The organism is Paenibacillus elgii NBRC 100335 (assembly GCF_004000865.1).
Lineage (GTDB): Bacteria > Bacillota > Bacilli > Paenibacillales > NBRC-103111 > Paenibacillus_G > Paenibacillus_G elgii.
Genome location: NZ_BIMB01000045.1, coordinates 1 through 18,151 on the forward strand (window position 1 = coordinate 1; position 18,151 = coordinate 18,151).

General features: G+C 54.8%; 17 protein-coding genes and 1 pseudogene. 6 read left to right on the forward strand and 12 right to left on the reverse strand.

The window, feature by feature from the left end; translation table 11 throughout:
• Window positions 1–81: 81 nt before the first annotated feature.
• Complete coding sequence (locus tag PEL01S_RS25795) at window positions 82–579, forward strand: hypothetical protein (protein WP_127462284.1); 498 nt, start codon at window positions 82–84, stop codon at window positions 577–579.
• 68 nt (window positions 580–647) lie between these two features.
• On the opposite strand, the pseudogene PEL01S_RS25800 reads toward PEL01S_RS25795, so the two are convergent.
• From PEL01S_RS25800 to PEL01S_RS25810, 3 genes and pseudogenes are all read right to left on the reverse strand, one after another.
• Window positions 648–1,740 (reverse strand): annotated as a pseudogene (locus PEL01S_RS25800) (MFS transporter).
• A 434-nt stretch (window positions 1,741–2,174) separates the two neighbouring features.
• Window positions 2,175–4,766, reverse strand: a complete 2,592-nt coding sequence (locus tag PEL01S_RS25805; RefSeq protein ID WP_231884906.1) for an Ig-like domain-containing protein — start codon at window positions 4,764–4,766, stop codon at window positions 2,175–2,177.
• A gap of 242 nt (window positions 4,767–5,008) precedes the next feature.
• A complete protein-coding gene (locus tag PEL01S_RS25810; RefSeq protein WP_108530995.1) occupies window positions 5,009–5,584 on the reverse strand; it encodes a GbsR/MarR family transcriptional regulator in 576 nt (191 codons plus the stop codon).
• Between the two features lie 274 nt (window positions 5,585–5,858).
• Here PEL01S_RS25810 and PEL01S_RS25815 point away from each other — a divergent pair, with 274 nt between their 5' ends.
• The 3 genes from PEL01S_RS25815 to PEL01S_RS25825 are packed head-to-tail and all read left to right on the forward strand — an operon-like array spanning window position 5,859 to window position 8,798.
• Window positions 5,859–7,067: a quaternary amine ABC transporter ATP-binding protein gene (locus PEL01S_RS25815; RefSeq protein ID WP_174807007.1), complete on the forward strand. Its 1,209-nt coding sequence runs from the start codon at window positions 5,859–5,861 to the stop codon at window positions 7,065–7,067.
• Window positions 7,057–7,902 (forward strand): ABC transporter permease, encoded by an 846-nt coding sequence (locus PEL01S_RS25820; protein WP_063186491.1) that lies wholly within the window; start codon window positions 7,057–7,059, stop codon window positions 7,900–7,902. The genes PEL01S_RS25815 and PEL01S_RS25820 overlap by 11 nt, the downstream gene beginning before the upstream one ends.
• Window positions 7,903–7,928: 26 nt before the next feature.
• Window positions 7,929–8,798, forward strand: coding sequence for a glycine betaine ABC transporter substrate-binding protein (locus PEL01S_RS25825; RefSeq protein WP_127462325.1), 870 nt, complete (start codon window positions 7,929–7,931; stop codon window positions 8,796–8,798).
• A 60-nt stretch (window positions 8,799–8,858) separates the two neighbouring features.
• Here PEL01S_RS25825 and PEL01S_RS25830 read toward each other — a convergent pair whose 3' ends face one another.
• Window positions 8,859–9,455, reverse strand: a complete 597-nt coding sequence (locus PEL01S_RS25830; protein WP_127462288.1) for a YdeI/OmpD-associated family protein — start codon at window positions 9,453–9,455, stop codon at window positions 8,859–8,861.
• Window positions 9,456–9,697: 242 nt separating this feature from the next.
• On the opposite strand from PEL01S_RS25830, the gene PEL01S_RS25835 reads away from it, so the two are divergent.
• On the forward strand, window positions 9,698–10,834 hold the full coding sequence (locus PEL01S_RS25835) for an ATP-binding protein (RefSeq protein WP_127462290.1): 1,137 nt from the start codon (window positions 9,698–9,700) through the stop codon (window positions 10,832–10,834).
• A 61-nt stretch (window positions 10,835–10,895) separates the two neighbouring features.
• Here PEL01S_RS25835 and PEL01S_RS25840 read toward each other — a convergent pair whose 3' ends face one another.
• From PEL01S_RS25840 to PEL01S_RS25870, 7 genes are all read right to left on the reverse strand, one after another.
• Window positions 10,896–11,279, reverse strand: coding sequence for a winged helix-turn-helix transcriptional regulator (locus PEL01S_RS25840; protein WP_127462292.1), 384 nt, complete (start codon window positions 11,277–11,279; stop codon window positions 10,896–10,898).
• A 168-nt stretch (window positions 11,280–11,447) separates the two neighbouring features.
• On the reverse strand, window positions 11,448–12,173 hold the full coding sequence (locus PEL01S_RS25845; RefSeq protein WP_063186484.1) for an ABC transporter permease: 726 nt from the start codon (window positions 12,171–12,173) through the stop codon (window positions 11,448–11,450).
• A gap of 26 nt (window positions 12,174–12,199) precedes the next feature.
• The gene (locus PEL01S_RS25850) at window positions 12,200–12,931 is read right to left on the reverse strand and encodes an ABC transporter permease (protein ID WP_063186482.1); all 732 of its coding nucleotides are present in this window, start codon (window positions 12,929–12,931) and stop codon (window positions 12,200–12,202) included.
• On the reverse strand, window positions 12,928–13,839 hold the full coding sequence (locus tag PEL01S_RS25855) for an ABC transporter ATP-binding protein (RefSeq protein ID WP_063186480.1): 912 nt from the start codon (window positions 13,837–13,839) through the stop codon (window positions 12,928–12,930). The genes PEL01S_RS25850 and PEL01S_RS25855 overlap by 4 nt, the downstream gene beginning before the upstream one ends.
• Window positions 13,840–13,922: 83 nt before the next feature.
• On the reverse strand, window positions 13,923–15,326 hold the full coding sequence (locus PEL01S_RS25860) for a HAMP domain-containing sensor histidine kinase (RefSeq protein WP_127462294.1): 1,404 nt from the start codon (window positions 15,324–15,326) through the stop codon (window positions 13,923–13,925).
• Complete coding sequence (locus tag PEL01S_RS25865; RefSeq protein WP_063186478.1) at window positions 15,323–16,054, reverse strand: response regulator transcription factor; 732 nt, start codon at window positions 16,052–16,054, stop codon at window positions 15,323–15,325. Before PEL01S_RS25865 ends, PEL01S_RS25860 begins: the two co-directional genes overlap by 4 nt.
• A gap of 32 nt (window positions 16,055–16,086) precedes the next feature.
• On the reverse strand, window positions 16,087–16,566 hold the full coding sequence (locus tag PEL01S_RS25870) for a GNAT family N-acetyltransferase (protein WP_127462296.1): 480 nt from the start codon (window positions 16,564–16,566) through the stop codon (window positions 16,087–16,089).
• 156 nt (window positions 16,567–16,722) lie between these two features.
• On the opposite strand from PEL01S_RS25870, the gene PEL01S_RS25875 reads away from it, so the two are divergent.
• Complete coding sequence (locus PEL01S_RS25875; protein WP_127462297.1) at window positions 16,723–17,247, forward strand: hypothetical protein; 525 nt, start codon at window positions 16,723–16,725, stop codon at window positions 17,245–17,247.
• 95 nt (window positions 17,248–17,342) lie between these two features.
• Here PEL01S_RS25875 and PEL01S_RS25880 read toward each other — a convergent pair whose 3' ends face one another.
• Window positions 17,343–18,149: a histidinol-phosphatase gene (locus tag PEL01S_RS25880; RefSeq protein ID WP_108530984.1), complete on the reverse strand. Its 807-nt coding sequence runs from the start codon at window positions 18,147–18,149 to the stop codon at window positions 17,343–17,345.
• Window positions 18,150–18,151 lie beyond the last annotated feature (2 nt).

Consider the following 18,151-nt stretch of genomic DNA (forward strand, 5'->3'; position numbering starts at 1 on the left):
GCGGCCGCGGCTCTGGCACCGGGCACGAGCCTGGCGACCGAGGCGTCGCAGCGGCTAGCGGAGCGCATTGCCGAGCGCAGCGTGACGCTGCTGCGAGGCGAAGCCGAGCTGCCGCTCGACCCGGCGAAGCCGGTGCTCGTTATCTGGCCGGAGGTGCAAGTCGGCACCGAGGTCGACGAGGTGCTTGCCCGCCGCGAGACGGCAGGCTATTGGCTGGCGCAGCTGAATTACCAAGTGCGCGAAGAGCGGATCGGCGTGCAGCCATCGGCGGCGGAGCAGGCACGCGTGGTTGAGCTTGCCCGTGACGCGGAGCAGATCGTGCTGGTGACCTATAACGCCTCGTTCTCGCCCGGGCAGGTGGAGCTTGCCAAAGCGCTCGCGGCGCTGCCGAAGGCGAAGCTGGCCGTCGCTGCGGCGCGCAATCCGTTCGATATCAGCGTCTTGCCAGATGAGGTACAAATCTACCTCGCATGCTACGAGAATACGCCGTTCGCGATGAAGGCACTGGCCCGCGTGTTAGCAGGCGAGCTAGCCGCCCAAGGCAAGCTGCCGGCGCCGCTGGAAGCGTCCGAAGGGTAAACTTAAAGCTATTCCTCCAAGGAGAAGATGGGGGAATAGTATTTTTTTTGACCGGAGCCTTGTACAAACTATTTCAACCGCAAGGTCATGAGAAAAGTAACCAGCAGAATGAAGCAGCCGGCAAGAAAAGGCCATACCACATTCACATCGAATAGCAGCCCAGCCAAAGAAGGTCCGAGAATATTGCCTAGACTGATGTACGCGTTGTTCATCCCGGCTGCTGCGCCCTGTTCGTTTCCCGCCATTTTGGATATCCGGGTATTCAGGGCGGGGCGCAGCAAGGACATGGCGAAGAAGATGCAGGACGTCACCAGAAAAATCGTCCAAAAGTCTCGAACCAGCAGTAGTACCGCAAAAGCGAAAGAGGTGAACAGAAGAGACGCTTGGATGACCCGCTGTTCACCGAACGCTTTGATCACTCTGGCGACCAGCAATGCCTGCATCCCGACCCCAATGACGGCACCCGCCGTCAAAATGACGGAGATTGCTTGGGGCGTGAACTGAAACCGGTTCGTGACGTACAAGCCGAACACGGATTCGAAATTGGCCAGCCCGAACGTCATCACAAAAACGATCATATACAGGGCCGCATAGTTGGATTTCAGCGAGTCGGCGTACGGTCTGAGGATCGATAGCTTTGGAGCTCCCTTGGCCCGCGCAGCGATCATGTCATCCTTCGATAAAGGCTCCGGCAGACCTATAATCGAAAAGCCCGGGACCGATGACAAAGCCCAAGGACATGGCTGCGCCCAGCAGCCCGTTTCCTTGGGCTCGTTCCTCCGTCGTTGTCATATCGGCGACATACGCCATCATCGGAGGGACCAGCAAGGCCGCCGCCACGCCTTCCAGAAGCCGCGAACAGTACAGCATCCACAGCTCGCTGCCGATCGCGAAAATGATTTTGGCTAACGCGAATACGGCGACTCCCGCAACAATGAGTGATTTTCTTCCGTATTGATCGGACAGCTTTCCCGTTATGGGAGACAATACAAATTGCGTGATGCCATACGCGGCTACCAGGAAGCCGATCGTCTGGCCGCTTGCGCCAAAATCGGTAATGAGCGCCGGCAAAATGGGCGTAACCAAGCCGACGCCGAGCATCACGATGAACATATTAATCATCAATAAGGGCAATATTTTTTTAGGTTGGATTTGTGACATAGAGATCTCCTTAGGGTGCCCGTACCGAAGCCGGGGATTTTTAAGCAACCGGGGTTAGAAAGCAAACGTATGGCCGAGTTGGAAAATAAAAAAGCCTCCTTATCCTTTTTCCGGATAGGAGGCGCACATGCGAACACAAATCAAAGTACACGGCTTCGTCGGCAAAGCAAAGCCATGTTCTTCATTTGTATATATAAAAAAGCCCGCACGAATCCTATCCAGAAAGCTCGTAAAATGATTACGATCGTTTCTTTTTGGCATAGGATTAGTGGATCATTGGCTTTCGGTCACCCTTTCAGCGTGTATTGCTTTTACCATAGCATAGCGGAACCGGGACTCCAAGGCTCTCAAATCAATATAACTAATTTTTCGTACAACAAAAAACAACGTCCGGTTCCCCTGTACGGAGGCTCCGAACGTTGTTTTTATATCGGTTAGTTTACATTCACAAGAATGGTTGTTTTCTTGCTCGCATAACCAACGGTGATGGTGGCGCGTCCTTTTCCGGTCGCTTTAATTACTCCATCTTTTACGTCGGCTACCCGAATGTTCGTGGAGCTCCAAAGTCCGGATACGGTCACGTCTTCATCCGAACCGTCCATAAACGTCGCTGTCGCTTTGACATTCAGCGTTTCGCCTGACTTCATATTCAAGCTGACGACATCCGTCTTCAAATATTTGAGACGGTCGATGTCCACCGGGATTGCGATGTTTTTACCATTAAAGTTGGCGGAGATCGAAGCGCTGCCGGAGGCGATCGCCTTCACCAGACCGTTCTCCACCTCAAGCAATTTGTAGTTGGAGGATTTCCACTGAGCTTGGGACGTGACGTCTTTTGTTGTGCCGTCCGCCATCGTAGCCGTTAGCTGAACCTGGAACGTGCCTCCCGTTTTCATCGGGATATAGCGCTTGTTCGGTACCAGATCCGTCACGGAACCGATCTCGACCGGGATCGTTACGGTTTTTCCGCCGAATTTGGCCGTGATGGTCGTTTTACCGCGGGCTAAGGCGGTCACGACCCCTTTCTCAACCTGCGCGATCGTCGGGCTCACCGAGGTCCATTCGGCCGTGCCCTCCACATCCTCCGCTTTGCCGTTCGCATCGGTGGAAGTCAGCTTGATGGTGCGGGATTCGCCCAAGTCCATCTGAATGGAAGCTGGGCTGGCTTTCAGCGTGCTGGCCATATCGACTTGCACGGTAATCGTCACCGTCTTCGTGTCGACTTTTGCGGTGATCGTCGTTTCGCCCGAAGCGAGCGCTTTGATCGTGCCTTCGCTGACCGAAGCGACTGCCGGATTGGAGCTCGTCCATTCCGCATCCTGCGCTACGTTGTTTGTCTTGCCGTCCGTATACATCGCGTCCAATTTGATCGTCCGGGTGTCGCCTTTTTTCAGAACAAGGCTCGTTGCGTCGGCAGTCAACGTTTTCAATACGCCGACAGACACTTGGATGGTCGTCGAACGGTTGCCGAACTTCGCGGTGATCGTGGCGGTACCTGTGCCGATCCCCGTAATCATCCCCCCGCGCACTTCGGCGATTTGGTCGTTCGAGGACGTCCATTCGGCTTTTTTCTCCAGACCGTCTTCATTGACGCCGTCCGGATAAACGGCTTTCAGCGTAATTTGCTCCGAATCTCCGATCTGGAAATTCACTTTTTTCTTGCTTGGTACGAGTACGTTAGGAATATCGACCAGTACTTTGGCAGTTACGGTTTTTTCACCGTATTGGGCTGTAATTGTCGCTTCGCCCGCTTTCACGGCGGTGACTTTGCCGTTAATGACGCTGGCGATCGTTTCCTTGTCGGAGGACCACTTCGCTTGGCTGGTCACATCTTCGCTGCTGCCGTCGGCGTAGGTGGCGTCGAGCGTGAGCTGCTCCGATTTGCCCGAGTTCAAAGTAATCGTGTCTTTGTTCAGCTCCAGGCGGCGCGGCACGTCTACGTCAACGACGGCGGTTACGGATTTCTCGCCGTATTTGGCGGTGACGGTCACTTCGCCCGTTTTGTTGGCGCTGATTTTACCTTTGACGACATAAACGATCGTATCGTCGGAGGACGACCACTCTGCGCGATCAGTAATATCTTCCGTATTTCCGTTTGGATAGGTGGCGGTCAATTTCAACTGCTCGGTCGTGCTTTTCTTCATTAGAAGATTCTGCTTGCTCAGGTCGAGCTTGATGGCGTTGTCGACGTCCACTTTAATCTTGGCCGTCTTCGTTCCGTAGGTGGCGGTAATGTTCGCCTGTCCCGGACCGTAGCCGGTAATTTTGCCTTTGAGCGCGTCGGCGACATCCGCGTTATCGGACGTCCAGTCGGCGCTTTCCGTCACATCTTCCGTCGTTCCGTCAGGATAGGTGGCGAGAAGCCGGATCGTGTCCGATTGGTTCAGCAGCAGCGAAACCCGGGATTTGTCGGCATCGACGCGTTTGACCACTTCGACGGTCAGCGGAATCGATAAGGATTGATTGCCGAACTTCGCCGTAATGGTGCCGGAGCCGGAGCCTTGGGCGGTCACCTTTCCGTTGAAGAGGGTGGCGATGGTGCCGTTATCGATGGTCCATTCCGCTTTCGCGGTCACATCTTCCGACGTGCCGTCATCGTAATAAGCTTTCAGCGTAATCTGCTCCGCTTGGCCTTTACGCAGATCGATCTTTTGCTTGTCTTTGATGAGCGATTTGACCCGTTTGGTCACTTTTACTTTGACGGGAACTTGCTCCGTCATATATTTGGCTGTAATGATCACATCGCCTTCCGCTTTGGCCGTAATGACACCGGCGTACACCGAGGCGATGTTCGGGTCTTCGGAATTCCATTCGGTTTTGATCGTTACCGTTTCCGTCTTTCCGTTGTCGTAAATTGCAGTGGCTGTCAGGTTGGCGGTGCTGCCCATGTCCAGCGAAAGTTCATTTTTGTTCAAAACGAGCTTCGTGATGACATCCGCGGCCGATGCGCTCATGACGCCAAAACTGCATGTGCTCAAGACGACTGTAAGCAACAACAAGAACACTTTTTGCATTCTAAAGCGCAAGCTTTTTCACTCCTGTTCCGTTTGTATTCGTCTGGTCAGACAATGGTACATATATCGGCATATTCGGCCAAAATCTTTAGGGTTTTGTTGGATAATGTTTCCGTATTCCTTATTCGCTTGCGATTCAGGAGATTATTTCCCGGAAAATGACGAATCGTATCGGGACAGAGAGGGCATTTCTGCGGACACGAAAAAGCCGTACCGAATCGTCCTCGGCACGGCCTATCATCCTATACGGCGTATTAGTGGGAGTCCGTTTGCGGCTCCTCCTTCGGTACCAGCTTGAAAATTTCCCCGGATTCGAACGTATCGATCAAGCGTCCGAGCCACAAATAGTAGCGGATCGCTTCCTCCAGCTTGCTCGTGTCGGTGGCGACGATGTTTTGCAGCGCTTCGTTGTCCGGATCGCTCTCTGTAAGCCGCTTCAGCTCAGCCGCAGATTTGCGCAGCGCCTGCACGTTCATCTCGATGGACTTTTGCCATTTAATGACGAAAAAATCCGCGAACGTCTGGTACCAGTCCGGCTCGACCTCGTACAAATCTTTCCGCGTTCCTTTTTCCCATACTTTATGCACCATCTTCAGGTCCGTCAGCGTGCGTACGCCCGTGCTCATGCTCGTCTTGCTCATGCCCATCTCTTCGCCCATTTCATCAAGCGTCATAGGCTTATCCTGAAAAAACATCATGCCATACAAATGGCCGGTGGAAAGGGTGACGCCATATAAATCCATATTTTTTCCGATGGATTCGATTACGCGTTTACGGGCTTTTTGAACGATGCCAGCTTGTTCCTCCGTCATCCCAACCCAGTTGTTCATAATTAATTATGCCTCCTGCGGATGCTGCCGCCGCTCGTAGCCATTCCGCGGCAGAATGCTTTGCCTAAAATAAATATTCTCATTGTATTGTATTGAACATGCATTTGAAAGTAAAGCTACTAGCAAGAAAGGAATTCGGAGGAAATGGGAGTATTCTGTACGATACGTTTGTAAAGTTTTTTCTGTACGTACGAAACAAACTTATTTCGCTTTTGACCCATCGCCCTGCACACCTGTAAACTTAAGAGCATTGAAAGAATGGGGGGATACGGCTTTGATCGAAGTAAAGCATTTGACCAAAATTTTCGGTCAGCATCCGGAGAAGGCGCTCGAGCTTCTTAACCAAGGCTGGAGCAAGAAGCGTATCTTTGCGGAGACGAAACAGACCGTGGGCGTGAACCGCGCGAGCTTTACGGTTAAAGAAGGAGAAATTTTCGTCATTATGGGGCTGTCCGGCAGCGGCAAATCGACCTTGATCCGGCTGCTGAACCGGCTGATTGAACCGACGGACGGAAGCATCCTGTTCCGCGGTGAAAATATCGTAGAGATGAACGAGGAGCGGCTGCGCGAATTCCGCCGGACGGCGATGAGCATGGTGTTTCAAAAGTTCGCGCTGTTCCCGCATAAGACGGTTGTGCAAAATGTCGAGTTCGGGCTGGAGGTACAGAAGGTACCGGTCAAAATCCGCAGGGAAAAAGCGCGGGAAGCGCTTGCGCTGGTCGGACTGGAGGAATGGGCGGATCAATATCCGGACCAGTTGAGCGGCGGCATGCAGCAGCGCGTCGGCCTGGCCCGGGCGCTCGCCAACTCGCCGCAGGTCCTCTTGATGGACGAAGCGTTCAGCGCCCTTGACCCGCTGATCCGCAAGGACATGCAGGAAGAGCTGCGCGAGCTGCAGGAAAAGCTGAAGAAGACGATCGTTTTCATCACGCACGATTTGAACGAAGCGCTGAGGATCGGGGATCGGATCGCGCTGATGAAAGACGGCTCCATCGTCCAGATCGGCACGCCAGAGGAGATTATGATCACCCCGGCCAACGAATATGTGGAGAAATTTATCGAAGATGTCGATCTGTCCCGGGTATTGAACGCTTCGCATGTCATGCGCCGGCCGGAGACGATCGCGTACGACCGCGGGGGACCGCGCGTAGCGCTGGAGCTGATGCGGGAGAACGGCATTTCCAACTTGTTCGTCGTTGACAGCGCCAAGAGGCTGATCGGCGTATTGACGGCCGAAGACGCGGCCCGGGCGATCCGGGAGCATTTGACGCTGGATGCGATCATTATTTCCGAGGTGCCGACGGTATCGCCGAATACGCTGCTGAGCGATCTGTTCGATACCGTCAGCACAAGCCGGGTGCCGGTGGCTGTTACGTCCGAGAACGGGCGGCTGCTCGGCGTCATTATTCGCGGTGCGGTGCTCGGGGCATTGGCCGGCAACCACGACCGGGTTCGAGAGGCGGTGACCACGGATGGGTCCTAAGCTTCCGATTGCCGAATGGGTCGAAGGGCTCGTCGATTGGCTCGGCTCCACCTTCGAATGGCTGTTCGGTTTCATTTCTTCCTTAATCGAAGGAACGGTCAATTTGTTTTCGCTGCTGTTTCATTTTCCGCCTGCGCTGGTGCTTATCGTATTGGTTGCTTTTCTGGCTTATCGTGCGGCAGGGCTGATGCTTGGCATTTTTACCCTGCTCGGCATGCTGCTGATCGCCAACCTCGGGTTCTGGGACCATACGATGGATACGCTGGCGCTCGTGATGACCTCGGCTTTCCTCTCGGTCATCGTCGGCCTGCCTCTCGGCATCTGGTCCGCGAGAAATAAGACGGTGCAAAACACGTTAACGCCGCTGCTCGATTTCATGCAGACGATGCCGGCCTTCGTTTATTTGATCCCGGCGGTTACCTTTTTCGGCCTGGGCGTTGTGCCGGGCGTCATCGCTTCCGTTATTTTTGCGGTGCCTCCGACGATCCGGCTGACGAACCTCGGCATCCGTCAGGTGCCGTTCGACCTGATCGAGGCGGCCGACGCTTTCGGGACGACGCCCGGACAGAAGCTGTGGAAGGTCCAGCTCCCGCTGGCGCTGCCTACGCTGATGGCCGGTGTCAACCAGACGATCATGCTCTCGCTGTCGATGGTCGTCATCGCTTCGATGATCGGCGCTCAGGGGCTCGGGGCGGACGTGTATCGCGCCGTTACCCAGCTTAAGACGGGCGAAGGCTTCGAAGCGGGGCTCGCCGTCGTCATTCTGGCGATTGTGCTCGACCGGCTGACGCAGCATGCGATTAAGATGAAACCCAAAGGAGAGAAGAAGCATTGAAAAAACGAAACCGGAATCTGCTGTGGATGACGTTATGTTTGCTCGGGGTCGCTCTGCTTGCCGTTGGGTGCGGGGCCAAGAGCTCCGACACCTCGGCGTTTGTAGGGGATCAGGTGAAATATGAAATTATCGGCATCGACCCCGGCGCGGGCATTATGAAGGCAACGAGCCAGGCGCTTAAAGATTACGGCTTAACCGACTGGAAGCTTGTGGAAGGCTCCAGCACGGCGATGACTGCGGCGCTGGACAGGGCGTATAAAGCGAAGAAGCCGATCATTATTACCGGATGGACGCCGCACTGGATGTTCGCCAAATACGATCTCAAATATTTGCAGGACCCGAAGGGCGTTTACGGGGCGGACGAAGAGATTCATACGATTGCAAGAATGGGGCTTAAAACGGCGGAGCCGTCCGCCTATGCGGTACTCGATAAGTTCGAATGGACCGCGGCCGATATGGAGAAAGTGATGGGGGCGGTCATGGACGGCAAGAAGCCGGAAGTTGCCGCGGCCGATTGGGTCAAAGAGAATGCCGCCAAGGTGGACGGTTGGGTGAAGGACGTGCCGAAGGCCGAAGGCCGGAAGCTGAAGCTCGCTTACGTCGCTTGGGATTCGGAGATCGCCAGCACGAACGTCGTCAAGCAGGTGCTCGAATCGCGCCTCGGCTATAAGGTGGATATGCTGCAGGTGGAAGCGGGCCCGATGTGGGCCGGTGTCGCCGGCGGAGACGTCGACGCGATCGTTGCCGCTTGGCTGCCGACGACGCATAAGGACTATTACGAGAAGTTCAAAGGCAAATTCGAGGACCTCGGCCCGAACCTGAAAGGGACCAAAATCGGTTTGGTCGTCCCGAAATATATGGAGATCAACTCGATCGAAGATTTGAAGAAGAAGTAAGGCGAGGCGTAAGCAGACCGGACGAACGGATGACGTTCTCCGGTCTTTTTACGATGTAGGCTATTCATCATTTAAGCCCTTGCCGTTGAGAATGTGCTGCATATATTTTTCAACCCTTGACTCTCGGGTTTTGGATTGTTTAGGTTCGGAAAAATAAAGAATGTAGGCTCTTTGCCGTCCCGGCGTCAATGCTTCGAAAGCAGTTTTCAAGGCAGGGAATTCATCGAATTTATTTTGAAGTTCTTCAGGAACTATGAATTCTGTAGTCTTTTTAAAATTCACTTCCAAACCGGCTTTCTCAACTTCAATGGCTTCCTGAATATAGGCTTTCAAGATGCCTTCCATTTCAACTATTTCTTGAACATTAGTGAACCGAATCTGGCGCGCCGCCTGTACATTCTCCGTTTGTTGGATTAGAATCCCATGGGCATCCTTTAACAAGACCCCTTTTTGAAACAGAAGCGCACAATATTCCTTAAAACCATGTATTAAAACTATGTTTTTATTCTCAAACGTGTAACAAGGATGCATCCACTTAAATTCTTCGGTCAACTCACAGTCAAGTACAATATTTCTCAGCTTCTCATATTCTTCCTTCCACGTTTTGGCTTTGCTTAAAAATTCATCAACCTTGGGATTCGTTTTGCTAGTTGACATCAAGAAACACTCCTCTTCAATTTTGCGATCAGCAGACATTGTGTTTTCGTATTGTGCCCGATGGTTCAACCAGTAAGCCGTTAGCCAAAGGGTTACATTCGTATTTTTGACAGAAAACAGGCATGAGGAGACTAACACAAGTTTAACATAACCATTATTTAAAAAGGGATTTACATGGTTTTCTTTCATTGATATAATGTAATTACGTAATTACGTAAAATTAAAAAAATGAAGGTGAATCCATGAAACGAGATGCTCTTCAGGAAATCGATAAGCTGGCCGTCCGCATGTCGGAGCTAGAAAGGCTGGTTCGGCGCTGTTTGGAGGAGCAGCCGTCCAAGGCTATTCCGGCACCCGGACCGGCTTCCGGGCGGACTTCAGGAGGCTTGGTCGGTTCAGCAACCGATACAGGCGAATCCGGGGAAGGGACGGTTTATTATTCCGGCCACTATGAAGGAAGGGGGCGTGTCTTCCACTGGACGCCGCAAGAGCGGCGGATGGACGATCTGCTCCGTCTGAATACGGACAAAGCGTCCAAAGTGTTGTCTGCGCTCGGACATAAGCAGCGGTTGGATATTTTGCGGGCTGTTGTGAACGAACCGTTATCCGGGGCCGCCTTGGTGGAACGGCTGAATATGGGGACGACCGGACAACTCTATCATCATCTGAAAGCTTTGCTTGGGGCCGATCTCCTCGTTCAAGAGCCGGGAGGAGGATATACGCTTCCCGCCCATCGGATGTTACCGCTGCTGCTGCTGCTGGCAGCGCTCACGGATCTGATTGACACGAGCGATTACATGGATATGACGGAGGTTCGAAGCAATGCGGGCGCTTACTTGGGACGGGAGCAAGGGGGTTACGATACGCACATTTTGTTATGGGCCGTTTTGGAAAACAGCGTGCTGGAGCATCGGGCCGGCTATTGCAGCGAAGTCGATATTTTTGTGCATGACGACTATACCGTGACCGTAGCGGATAACGGCCGGGGAATTCCGGTACGCCTCCTACCTTCTTCGAACCTTTCGAACGTGCAGAGCGTTCTGACCGACATTGCCGAGTCGAGCGGCAATGCGCCGTTCGTTTCGCCCGGTGCGGAGAAAGGGATTAGCATTGCGGTGGTCAATGCGCTTTCCGAATCGTTGTCGGTTGAAATCAAGCGCGAAGGGAAGGTGCACCGTCAAGACTACAAGCAGGGCATCCCGCAGACGGAGCTGCTGACGGTCGGCTTGACGGAGGCGACAGGTACGAGCGTCACGTTCCGGCCGAATCGCGAGCTGTTCGGGGCGGGCTTTGAGCGGAAGCGGATCGAGGAGGGGGCATCCGAGCTTGCCGCCGCTTACCCCGGCTTAGCGGTCATGGTTCATGGTCCTGCGCAATAATAAAAAGGGAAGCCCTTCGCATGGAGGGCTTCCTTTTTGGATAATAACCACGCCGATGAAGCTACCGTTCTTGCTTCGCAGCCACAGCTTCCGCCGTATCGTTCTTCCGGCCCCGGTACGTTTCCCCCCACTGCTTCATCTGCAAAATGATCGGTTCCAGCGTCCGGCCGAATTCGGTGAGCGAATATTCCACTTTGGGCGGAACCTGCTGGTATACTTCGCGATGCACGATGCCGTCCTCTTCCAGCTCTCGAAGCTGCAGGGTCAGCATTCGTTGAGTAATAGCCGGGCAGATGCGGCGGAACTCGTTGAACCGTTTCGTTCCGTTGATCAAATGGTAGAGCAGGATACCCTTCCATTTGCCTCCGATGACATCCAGTGTAAACTCGACAGGGCAACCTTCTAAATTGGGAACGCTACAGCCGCCGTTTATTTTCTTGCTCATTCGCTCATTTCCTTTCAGTATATAAATGTATATTACATGCATTTTTGGATGTACCTATGTTCATTAAGTATATCACATAAACAGCACACCGATATGAAAATGATCTCGCGAAAAATAAAAAGCGAAGGAACCCGGAAACGGGAAGCCTTCGCTTAAAGGATATGAGACTCACAGAATGTCCCGCCGTCTGAACTCGGTAAAGCCGAAAACGGTGACCAGAAGAAAGACAAGGGCTATCGCGCCGTACAGAAGCGGGCCTTTGCTAAAGGTGCTGCTTTGGCTCGCGAGCGCGGCCATCGTCGGGTAGGTCCACGGATAGACAATCCAATATTTCGTATTGGCCACAAGGAGCGAGGGGACCGCCAGCCCGATCCCGATGCCTAGCGGGATGCCGATATGGTGGTATCGCAGGCTGAGCCAGAATTGAATCGCCATAATCGGCAGCACAGCCGGGATCAGGCGCAGAAGCGGCAGCGCGATCCGGTCCAGCGGGATCGGGCCGTCCGCTCCGGCGAGCAGGCCAGCGGCGACGATGCTTGCGCCGAAGACGGCGATATTCAGGACGACCAGCAGCAGCGCGAGGCCGAACTTGACCGCGTAGATGTGTCCGCGTCTCACCGGCAGCGCCAGCAGATGCTTCCAGCCGTTATGGCTGTGCTCGATGCGGATCATAAGCGCGATCACAATAGCGATAAAAAACGGCAGCAGCATCGGCGGGTAAAAAATGAGACACTGCTCGATAATGACGGTCCAATTGTCCCGGGTCCAAATGTCGCTGTAGCGGGTAAAATTGCCGACGCCTTGAGCGGTTAGCAGGATCGGCATCAGAATAACGATCCACAAAATGCGCGAATGCTTTAATTTTAGCCATTCGGCGGCGAATAACGACTTCATCTCCAGCGTACCTCCTTGGCTTGCGATTACAAAATATCCCTTTTCCCGAATTCGAGCATGCCGGCGAGCAGCGCTGCAGTTCCGAAAAGCAGCCCACTCACGATGGAGACGCTGACGTCCCCGTCCGGACCCGGCATGGCGAACAGCGGAGCCGCATACGGGATATAGCGCATCCACTCCGACTGGGCGAGGAAGATCGCGCCTACGGTGCCCGACACGCCGACAGCGACCGGAATGATCGTATTGCGGAAGCGGGAGCTGAGCCAATGCTGCACGCTGGCGATGCCGAGCGACGAAAAGATCAGGTACAGCGCGTACTGTCCATACAGGCCGAAGGGGAACGGCTCGGGAAATCCGATGACGAGCCCGCTCAGCCGCAGGCCGGCCATAAGCGCCAGCACCGACAAGACGGTCGCGAGCACAATGACGAGCCATTTGGCCGCATACACGTGTCCCCGCCGCACCGGCAGGCTCAGCAGGTGCTTCCAGGCATTCTCGCTATATTCGCGGAAATGGACGATAGCCGCCAGCAGTGTAACCCCGATCGGGAGGAAGAAGGCCCATAGAAAAAACACTTCGTTCAGCATCGCTTCCCACGACGTTTTCCCTGCATACCGCTGCATCAAATAATCGTAGCGCAGATACATATTCAGGAAAACCAGTACGGATACGAGGGCCGGACCGCCGAAGACAAGCTTCCACAGGACGCCTTTTTTCTGCTTGTACAGTTCCGCCGCAATGACACTCCAGGCCTTCACAAGCTTTGCGCTCCCTTCGTCATCGTCAGGAAAATGTCTTCCAGCGACGGTGTATTTTCACTGACGTGCGAGACGTCGAAGCCGGCCGTAACCAACTCGCGGTTCAGACGGGCAGCGCTCGTTGCCGACATATCCACGTACAGGCTGTTGTGACGCTTTTCCACTTGGTGGCCCCGGGCCAGCAGGAAATTGCCCGCCTCCACGAGCGGAGCGGCATCGATCCGCAGCATCGTTTTGTTCTGCTCCCGCAGCTCCTGAAGCGAGCCTTGGAACAGCAGCTCGCCCTTATAGATAATGCCGACACGGCTGGCAATCAGCTCGATTTCGTTCAAAATATGGCTGGAGACAAGCACCGACAAGCCGCGTTCCTCCGGCAGGCGGGCGATCAGCTCGCGGATTTCGAGAATGCCGGCGGGGTCCAAGCCATTGGTCGGCTCGTCGAGCACGAGCAGCATCGGATTGCCCAGCAGCGCCTGCGCGATACCGAGCCGCTGCTTCATGCCGAGGGAGAACGTTTTAACTTTTTTGTTGCGCCAATCGGACAGCCTTACCGTTTCCAGCACTTTGTCGATGTCGGTTTTCCTTGCGCCTAAAAGCTTGCGGGTGATCTCCAAATTGTCGTAGGCGCTCAGATTGCCGTAATACGACGGAGATTCGACCAGCGAGCCGACCCGGCGCAAAATATCGAGCCGGTGCCGGGCCAAGTCTTGCCCGAAAACGCGAACCTCGCCCTGCGTCGGACGAATCAGCCCGAGCAGCATGCGGATCGTCGTCGTTTTGCCTGCGCCGTTCGGACCGAGGAAGCCGTATACTTCGCCGGGCCTTACCTGCAAGTCGACCCCTTTGACCGCGGCAAACGACTTGAATTGTTTTGATAACCGTTTCGTTTCCAAGATGAATTCGCTCATAAAAAAACCATGCTCCTTTCATTCGACAAGAGCATGGTATCGTATGGAATTTAAGCTTCGTTTCAGTTTACCTTAAATCCGCCTTAAGTTTGCGGAAAATGAACGATGATCGTCGTCCCGTGCCCAAGCCGGCTTTCCACTTCGACCTTTCCGTCGTGCGCTTCGATAATTTGCCGGGCGATCGCAAGTCCGAGCCCCGAGCCTTGATGGCTTGCCGCCGTATTCGTGCCGCGATAGTACCGGTCGAACAGCTTGGCCATATCCTCCTTGGAGATGCCAACGCCGTTGTCGGCAATAACGACGCGTACGCCGCTCTCGTCACCCGAGACGGCGACCTGCACCTGCGTTCCGGCGGGATTGTGCACAAGCGCATTGAAGAGCAGGTTCAAAAACGCGCGCTGCAGCAGCTTGGCGTCAAAGGACAGCAGGATCGTCTGCGGATTCGCATCGAACGATATCGTCCGGTCCTCGCCCTCCGGGCTGTTAAGCAGCAAAATGACGGTTTCCTGCAGCAGCCGGACGACATCGCTCTCCCGCTTATCCATCGGCAGAAGGTTGTGCTTAAGCTGAGACGTCAGCCGCAAATCGTCCAGCAAGGCCTCCATATAAACGGCGTTGCGAACGATCGTCGCCGCATAGCCGGTCCGCTCGTCGGGGCTGAGGTCGTAGCTTGTCTCGGCAAGCACTTCTCCGTAGCCTTTAATGGAGGAAAGCGGCGTTTTCAAATCGTGGGACAAGCCGGCGATCCATTCCTCCCGCATGCGGTCCACGCGATCCCGGTGCTGTCTAAGGGACGACAGGGTAGAGGAGAGGTGAAGCAGGCTGCGGTACACATCCTTATAGATTCCTTTCGGCGTGAGGCGAAGCTCATAACGGCCGTCCGCAAGCTCGCGGATCGCGTCGATGACGGTTCGCACCGGTCTGGAAAGTCTCCGGGCGAACAAATAGCCGATGATCAGCGTACCGCCCAACGTCACCCCGACGAGGATGTAGAGACCGTTCGGAAAAAAGGTCTGCACATTTTTCGGGCTGATGTACAAAAAATATTTCGCCACCGTTTCCGCCGGGAAGCCGATCATGTAGCTCCAATGATAGCCGTTATCTTCCACACGGCTGATAAAGACGGTAAAATCTTTGACGGCATATTTATAAAAAAATGCGATTTCGCTGGGTGAGTAATGCGTCAGAGCATGCGGCGGCTTATGATAGGCGAACGCTTCCGCGCCGGATTCGTCCAGAATTTGAATCCACGCTCGCTGGTGGTCCAATTCCTTCAGACCTTCCTGGGTGACGTACGGACGTCCGCCCTGCAAGGCGATGCGCTGCCCGAAGTCATGTGTAAATCGTTCGGCAAAAGCGGCCGTTCTTCCGTTCTCGAAGGCAGGGCCGCCCGCCAGAAAATACAGCGCCGTATAGTTAACGATCACAATCAAGATCGCCAGCGTCGACATGGATAACAGGAATTGGATAATGACTTTCCGCTTCACGGATGGCCGTCCTTTCGCTGCAGCTTATAACCGAGTCCCCGTACGGTCAGCAAATATTCCGGCTCCGACGGCTTGTCCTCCAGCTTTTCCCGCAGGTGGCGCATATGTACCATCACTGTATTGTCATACCCTGTATACGAATCGCCCCATACCGTTTCGTACAAATGCGCTTTGCTGAACAGCTGTCCCGGGTGCCGGGCCAAAAACAGCAGCAGCTGGTATTCCTTGGCAGTGAGCGTCACGGGAACGCCATGCTTGCGTACTTCGCCCTGCTTCTCGTCGATTGTCACGCTGCCGAATTCGTAGGTGCTGCGGCTTTCCTCCTGCATGGCCGCGTATCGGTTGCGGCGGAAATACGCCTTCATCCGGTATGCAACCTCCTTCGGGCTGAACGGCTTTGTAATATAGTCGTCGCCGCCGAGGCTTAGCCCAAGCAGCTTGTCCACGTCTTCATTTTTGGCGGACAGGAAAAAGATCGGCGCAAGCGTGAATTGCCGCAGCTGCTGGCAGACGGTAAAGCCGTCGAGATCCGGCAGCATGACGTCGAGGACGATCAGATCCGGTTTTTCGCTGCGGCACAGCTCGATGCCGGCCAGACCGGTGGCCGCTTTGAACACCAGGCGGAAGCCTTCTTTGCGCAGCACGGCATCGAGGAGGTTGACGAGGTCCGGTTCATCGTCGATAATGACGATTTTTTTGCCCGCGATATCGTTCATCTCATGGAGCATGGTGCTTCCTCCTTTGCAAGTCTCGTTCGATATCAAGGGGTGGTAAGGACCAGTTCCATCAGCGGGAGCTTTCGGTCCGGGAAAACGGTGGATTCGATTTCGCCGATTCGTACGGCGCTCATTTTGATGTAAAAAGCTTCCGCATGCGGATCGCTGTGAATGCGGATGCGCGGGAGGCGAAGCTCGTCGGCGGTAGCGAGCATATGGCTCCACAGCCGTTGGCCGTACCCGCGGCCGATGTATTCGGGGGAGATAAACAGGCTGTCCAGCTCCGCCACCGAATCGGACGAACCGCCCGAACCCGGGGGCCGCAGGCTGTAAAAGCCGGCGATTTCACCGCCGTCCGTCTCAAGCAGGTAGACGGCCGACGAACGGATATGCTCGGGGCGCAGCGTCAGGTCTTCGCGGCAGGCTTCCATAAACTGCGGATCATAGCCCCAATAAGCTTTCGAGCGAAATGACAGCTCACTGAGCGGAATCGCGTCATGAGCCGTAGCGCGGCGTATCGTCATACTCGGAATACCTCCTATTGGACATGTGTTTTTTCCTAGATATACACCCATTTTCCTTCGACCGGTCTACCTACCCATACGCGGTAGGGCGGACCGACATACGCTGATGTATAAGACAAGTCGGATTCATTTCTCAGCGAAGGAAGGGATCGACAAATGAACAATAAAAAGCGTAATGCCGCTCCCAAAAGAGCCTCGGCCCGTACAGTCAAATCGGCAAAGCGAGGCGCTGCCTGCCGGCTGCGTCCGTTACATCCCGCTCCCCATATGAATACGGCACAGGTGCAGGGGCTGTTCAGCCCGTTCGGCATCGGCGGAGGCTTGGGCGGCTTCTCCAGTATTGGCCGCACTGTCAGCGGCGTACCCGGCGGAGCCGTAGGTACGGCGGAGGTGGCCAAAGGCGCAGGTGGCGGCGGGGGCTTCCTCTCGTTTTTTAATTCGATCGGAGGTCTCGACGGCATCATTTCCACGATAGGCAAGGTACAGAAAGTGTTCACCATCGTAAAGCAGGTCGGCCCGATCTTCAAGCTGTTCAGCAGCTTCGGGGGCTTGGGCGGTTTGTTCGGAGGCGGAGCGAAGGTCAAGAGCCTTCAGCTTCCTGCCAAGTCCGTACGCACGACCCGTTCCCGGGCGCTTGCGAAGTCTCCGCGAACCGCGGGACTAAAGCGGACTGCAAGATAAGCGCGGCCTAGCGGCCAGCGGCCGTCAAAGCACAAATATCCGGCTCAAATTCCTCGGCCCTCGGGGAATTTGCCGGATATTTTTTTGCCCTTGCTCTATAAAGGGACGACCTGCTTTTGTTTTTCCTTGTAGTACACCCATTCGCGGAATCCGATTTCCTTCAGCCTTGCCGCCACTTCTTCCCAGTCGTCGCCAACCCGGGAAGGGACGTGCGCGTCCGAGCCGAACGAAACCTGGACGCCGAAATGAAGCGCCCGTTCCAAAATCTCGTCGATCGGGTACCAGCCGCCACAATCCTTCGTTTTGCCGGAGGTATTAATCTCGATAGCAATGTCGTACTTCGCGATGGTTTGCAGCGTGCGGTCTACCGCGTCGGTCTGAATATCGGAGAAGGCCGGGTAGAAGCCGCGCATCGCGTCGATGTGGCCGAGAATCTGGAACATGCCGCTGCGTGCGGACTGCTCGATCAGATCGTAGTACAGCTCCTTTTGCTCCACCTTCTGACGGTCCGTCAGTCCGTTCCACCGCTTCCGGTTGAAGATGCTCACGCCGCCTGACAAATGCACCGACCCGATGATATAGTCGAACGGGTATTGCTCGTACACTTTACGGTATACGTCCGCCACCTCGGGGAAGAAGTCCGACTCGACGCCCAGCAGGACATCGATACGTCCGCGGTACTCCTCCTTCAGCTTCAACACTTCCTCCACGTAACGGGCAAACTCGCTCTTCGCCATCGCGATGCCGGGCTGCTCCCGGTCCACGCTGCTTGCAAAGTACGGCGAGTGATCGGAAATTCCGATGACTTGCAGGCCGTTCTTGATCCCGGCTTCAATATAATCGCGGATCGTTCCGGTCGCGTGACCGCACCGTTCGTGATGCGTATGCAAATCGAATTTCATGG

What these genes read in the sequence shown, in the direction of transcription:
- PEL01S_RS25825 (WP_127462325.1), top strand. Translation starts at nt 7,929, where the DNA reads ATGACGTTATGTTTGCTCGGGGTCGCTCTGCTTGCCGTTGGGTGCGGG.
- PEL01S_RS25875 (WP_127462297.1), top strand. Translation starts at nt 16,723, where the DNA reads ATGAACAATAAAAAGCGTAATGCCGCTCCCAAAAGAGCCTCGGCCCGT.
- PEL01S_RS25870 (WP_127462296.1), bottom strand. Translation starts at nt 16,566, where the DNA reads ATGACGATACGCCGCGCTACGGCTCATGACGCGATTCCGCTCAGTGAG.
- PEL01S_RS25840 (WP_127462292.1), bottom strand. Translation starts at nt 11,279, where the DNA reads ATGAGCAAGAAAATAAACGGCGGCTGTAGCGTTCCCAATTTAGAAGGT.
- PEL01S_RS25855 (WP_063186480.1), bottom strand. Translation starts at nt 13,839, where the DNA reads ATGAGCGAATTCATCTTGGAAACGAAACGGTTATCAAAACAATTCAAG.
- PEL01S_RS25880 (WP_108530984.1), bottom strand. Translation starts at nt 18,149, where the DNA reads ATGAAATTCGATTTGCATACGCATCACGAACGGTGCGGTCACGCGACC.
- PEL01S_RS25865 (WP_063186478.1), bottom strand. Translation starts at nt 16,054, where the DNA reads ATGCTCCATGAGATGAACGATATCGCGGGCAAAAAAATCGTCATTATC.
- PEL01S_RS25820 (WP_063186491.1), top strand. Translation starts at nt 7,057, where the DNA reads ATGGGTCCTAAGCTTCCGATTGCCGAATGGGTCGAAGGGCTCGTCGAT.
- PEL01S_RS25835 (WP_127462290.1), top strand. Translation starts at nt 9,698, where the DNA reads ATGAAACGAGATGCTCTTCAGGAAATCGATAAGCTGGCCGTCCGCATG.
- PEL01S_RS25830 (WP_127462288.1), bottom strand. Translation starts at nt 9,455, where the DNA reads ATGTCAACTAGCAAAACGAATCCCAAGGTTGATGAATTTTTAAGCAAA.
- PEL01S_RS25845 (WP_063186484.1), bottom strand. Translation starts at nt 12,173, where the DNA reads ATGAAGTCGTTATTCGCCGCCGAATGGCTAAAATTAAAGCATTCGCGC.
- PEL01S_RS25810 (WP_108530995.1), bottom strand. Translation starts at nt 5,584, where the DNA reads ATGAACAACTGGGTTGGGATGACGGAGGAACAAGCTGGCATCGTTCAA.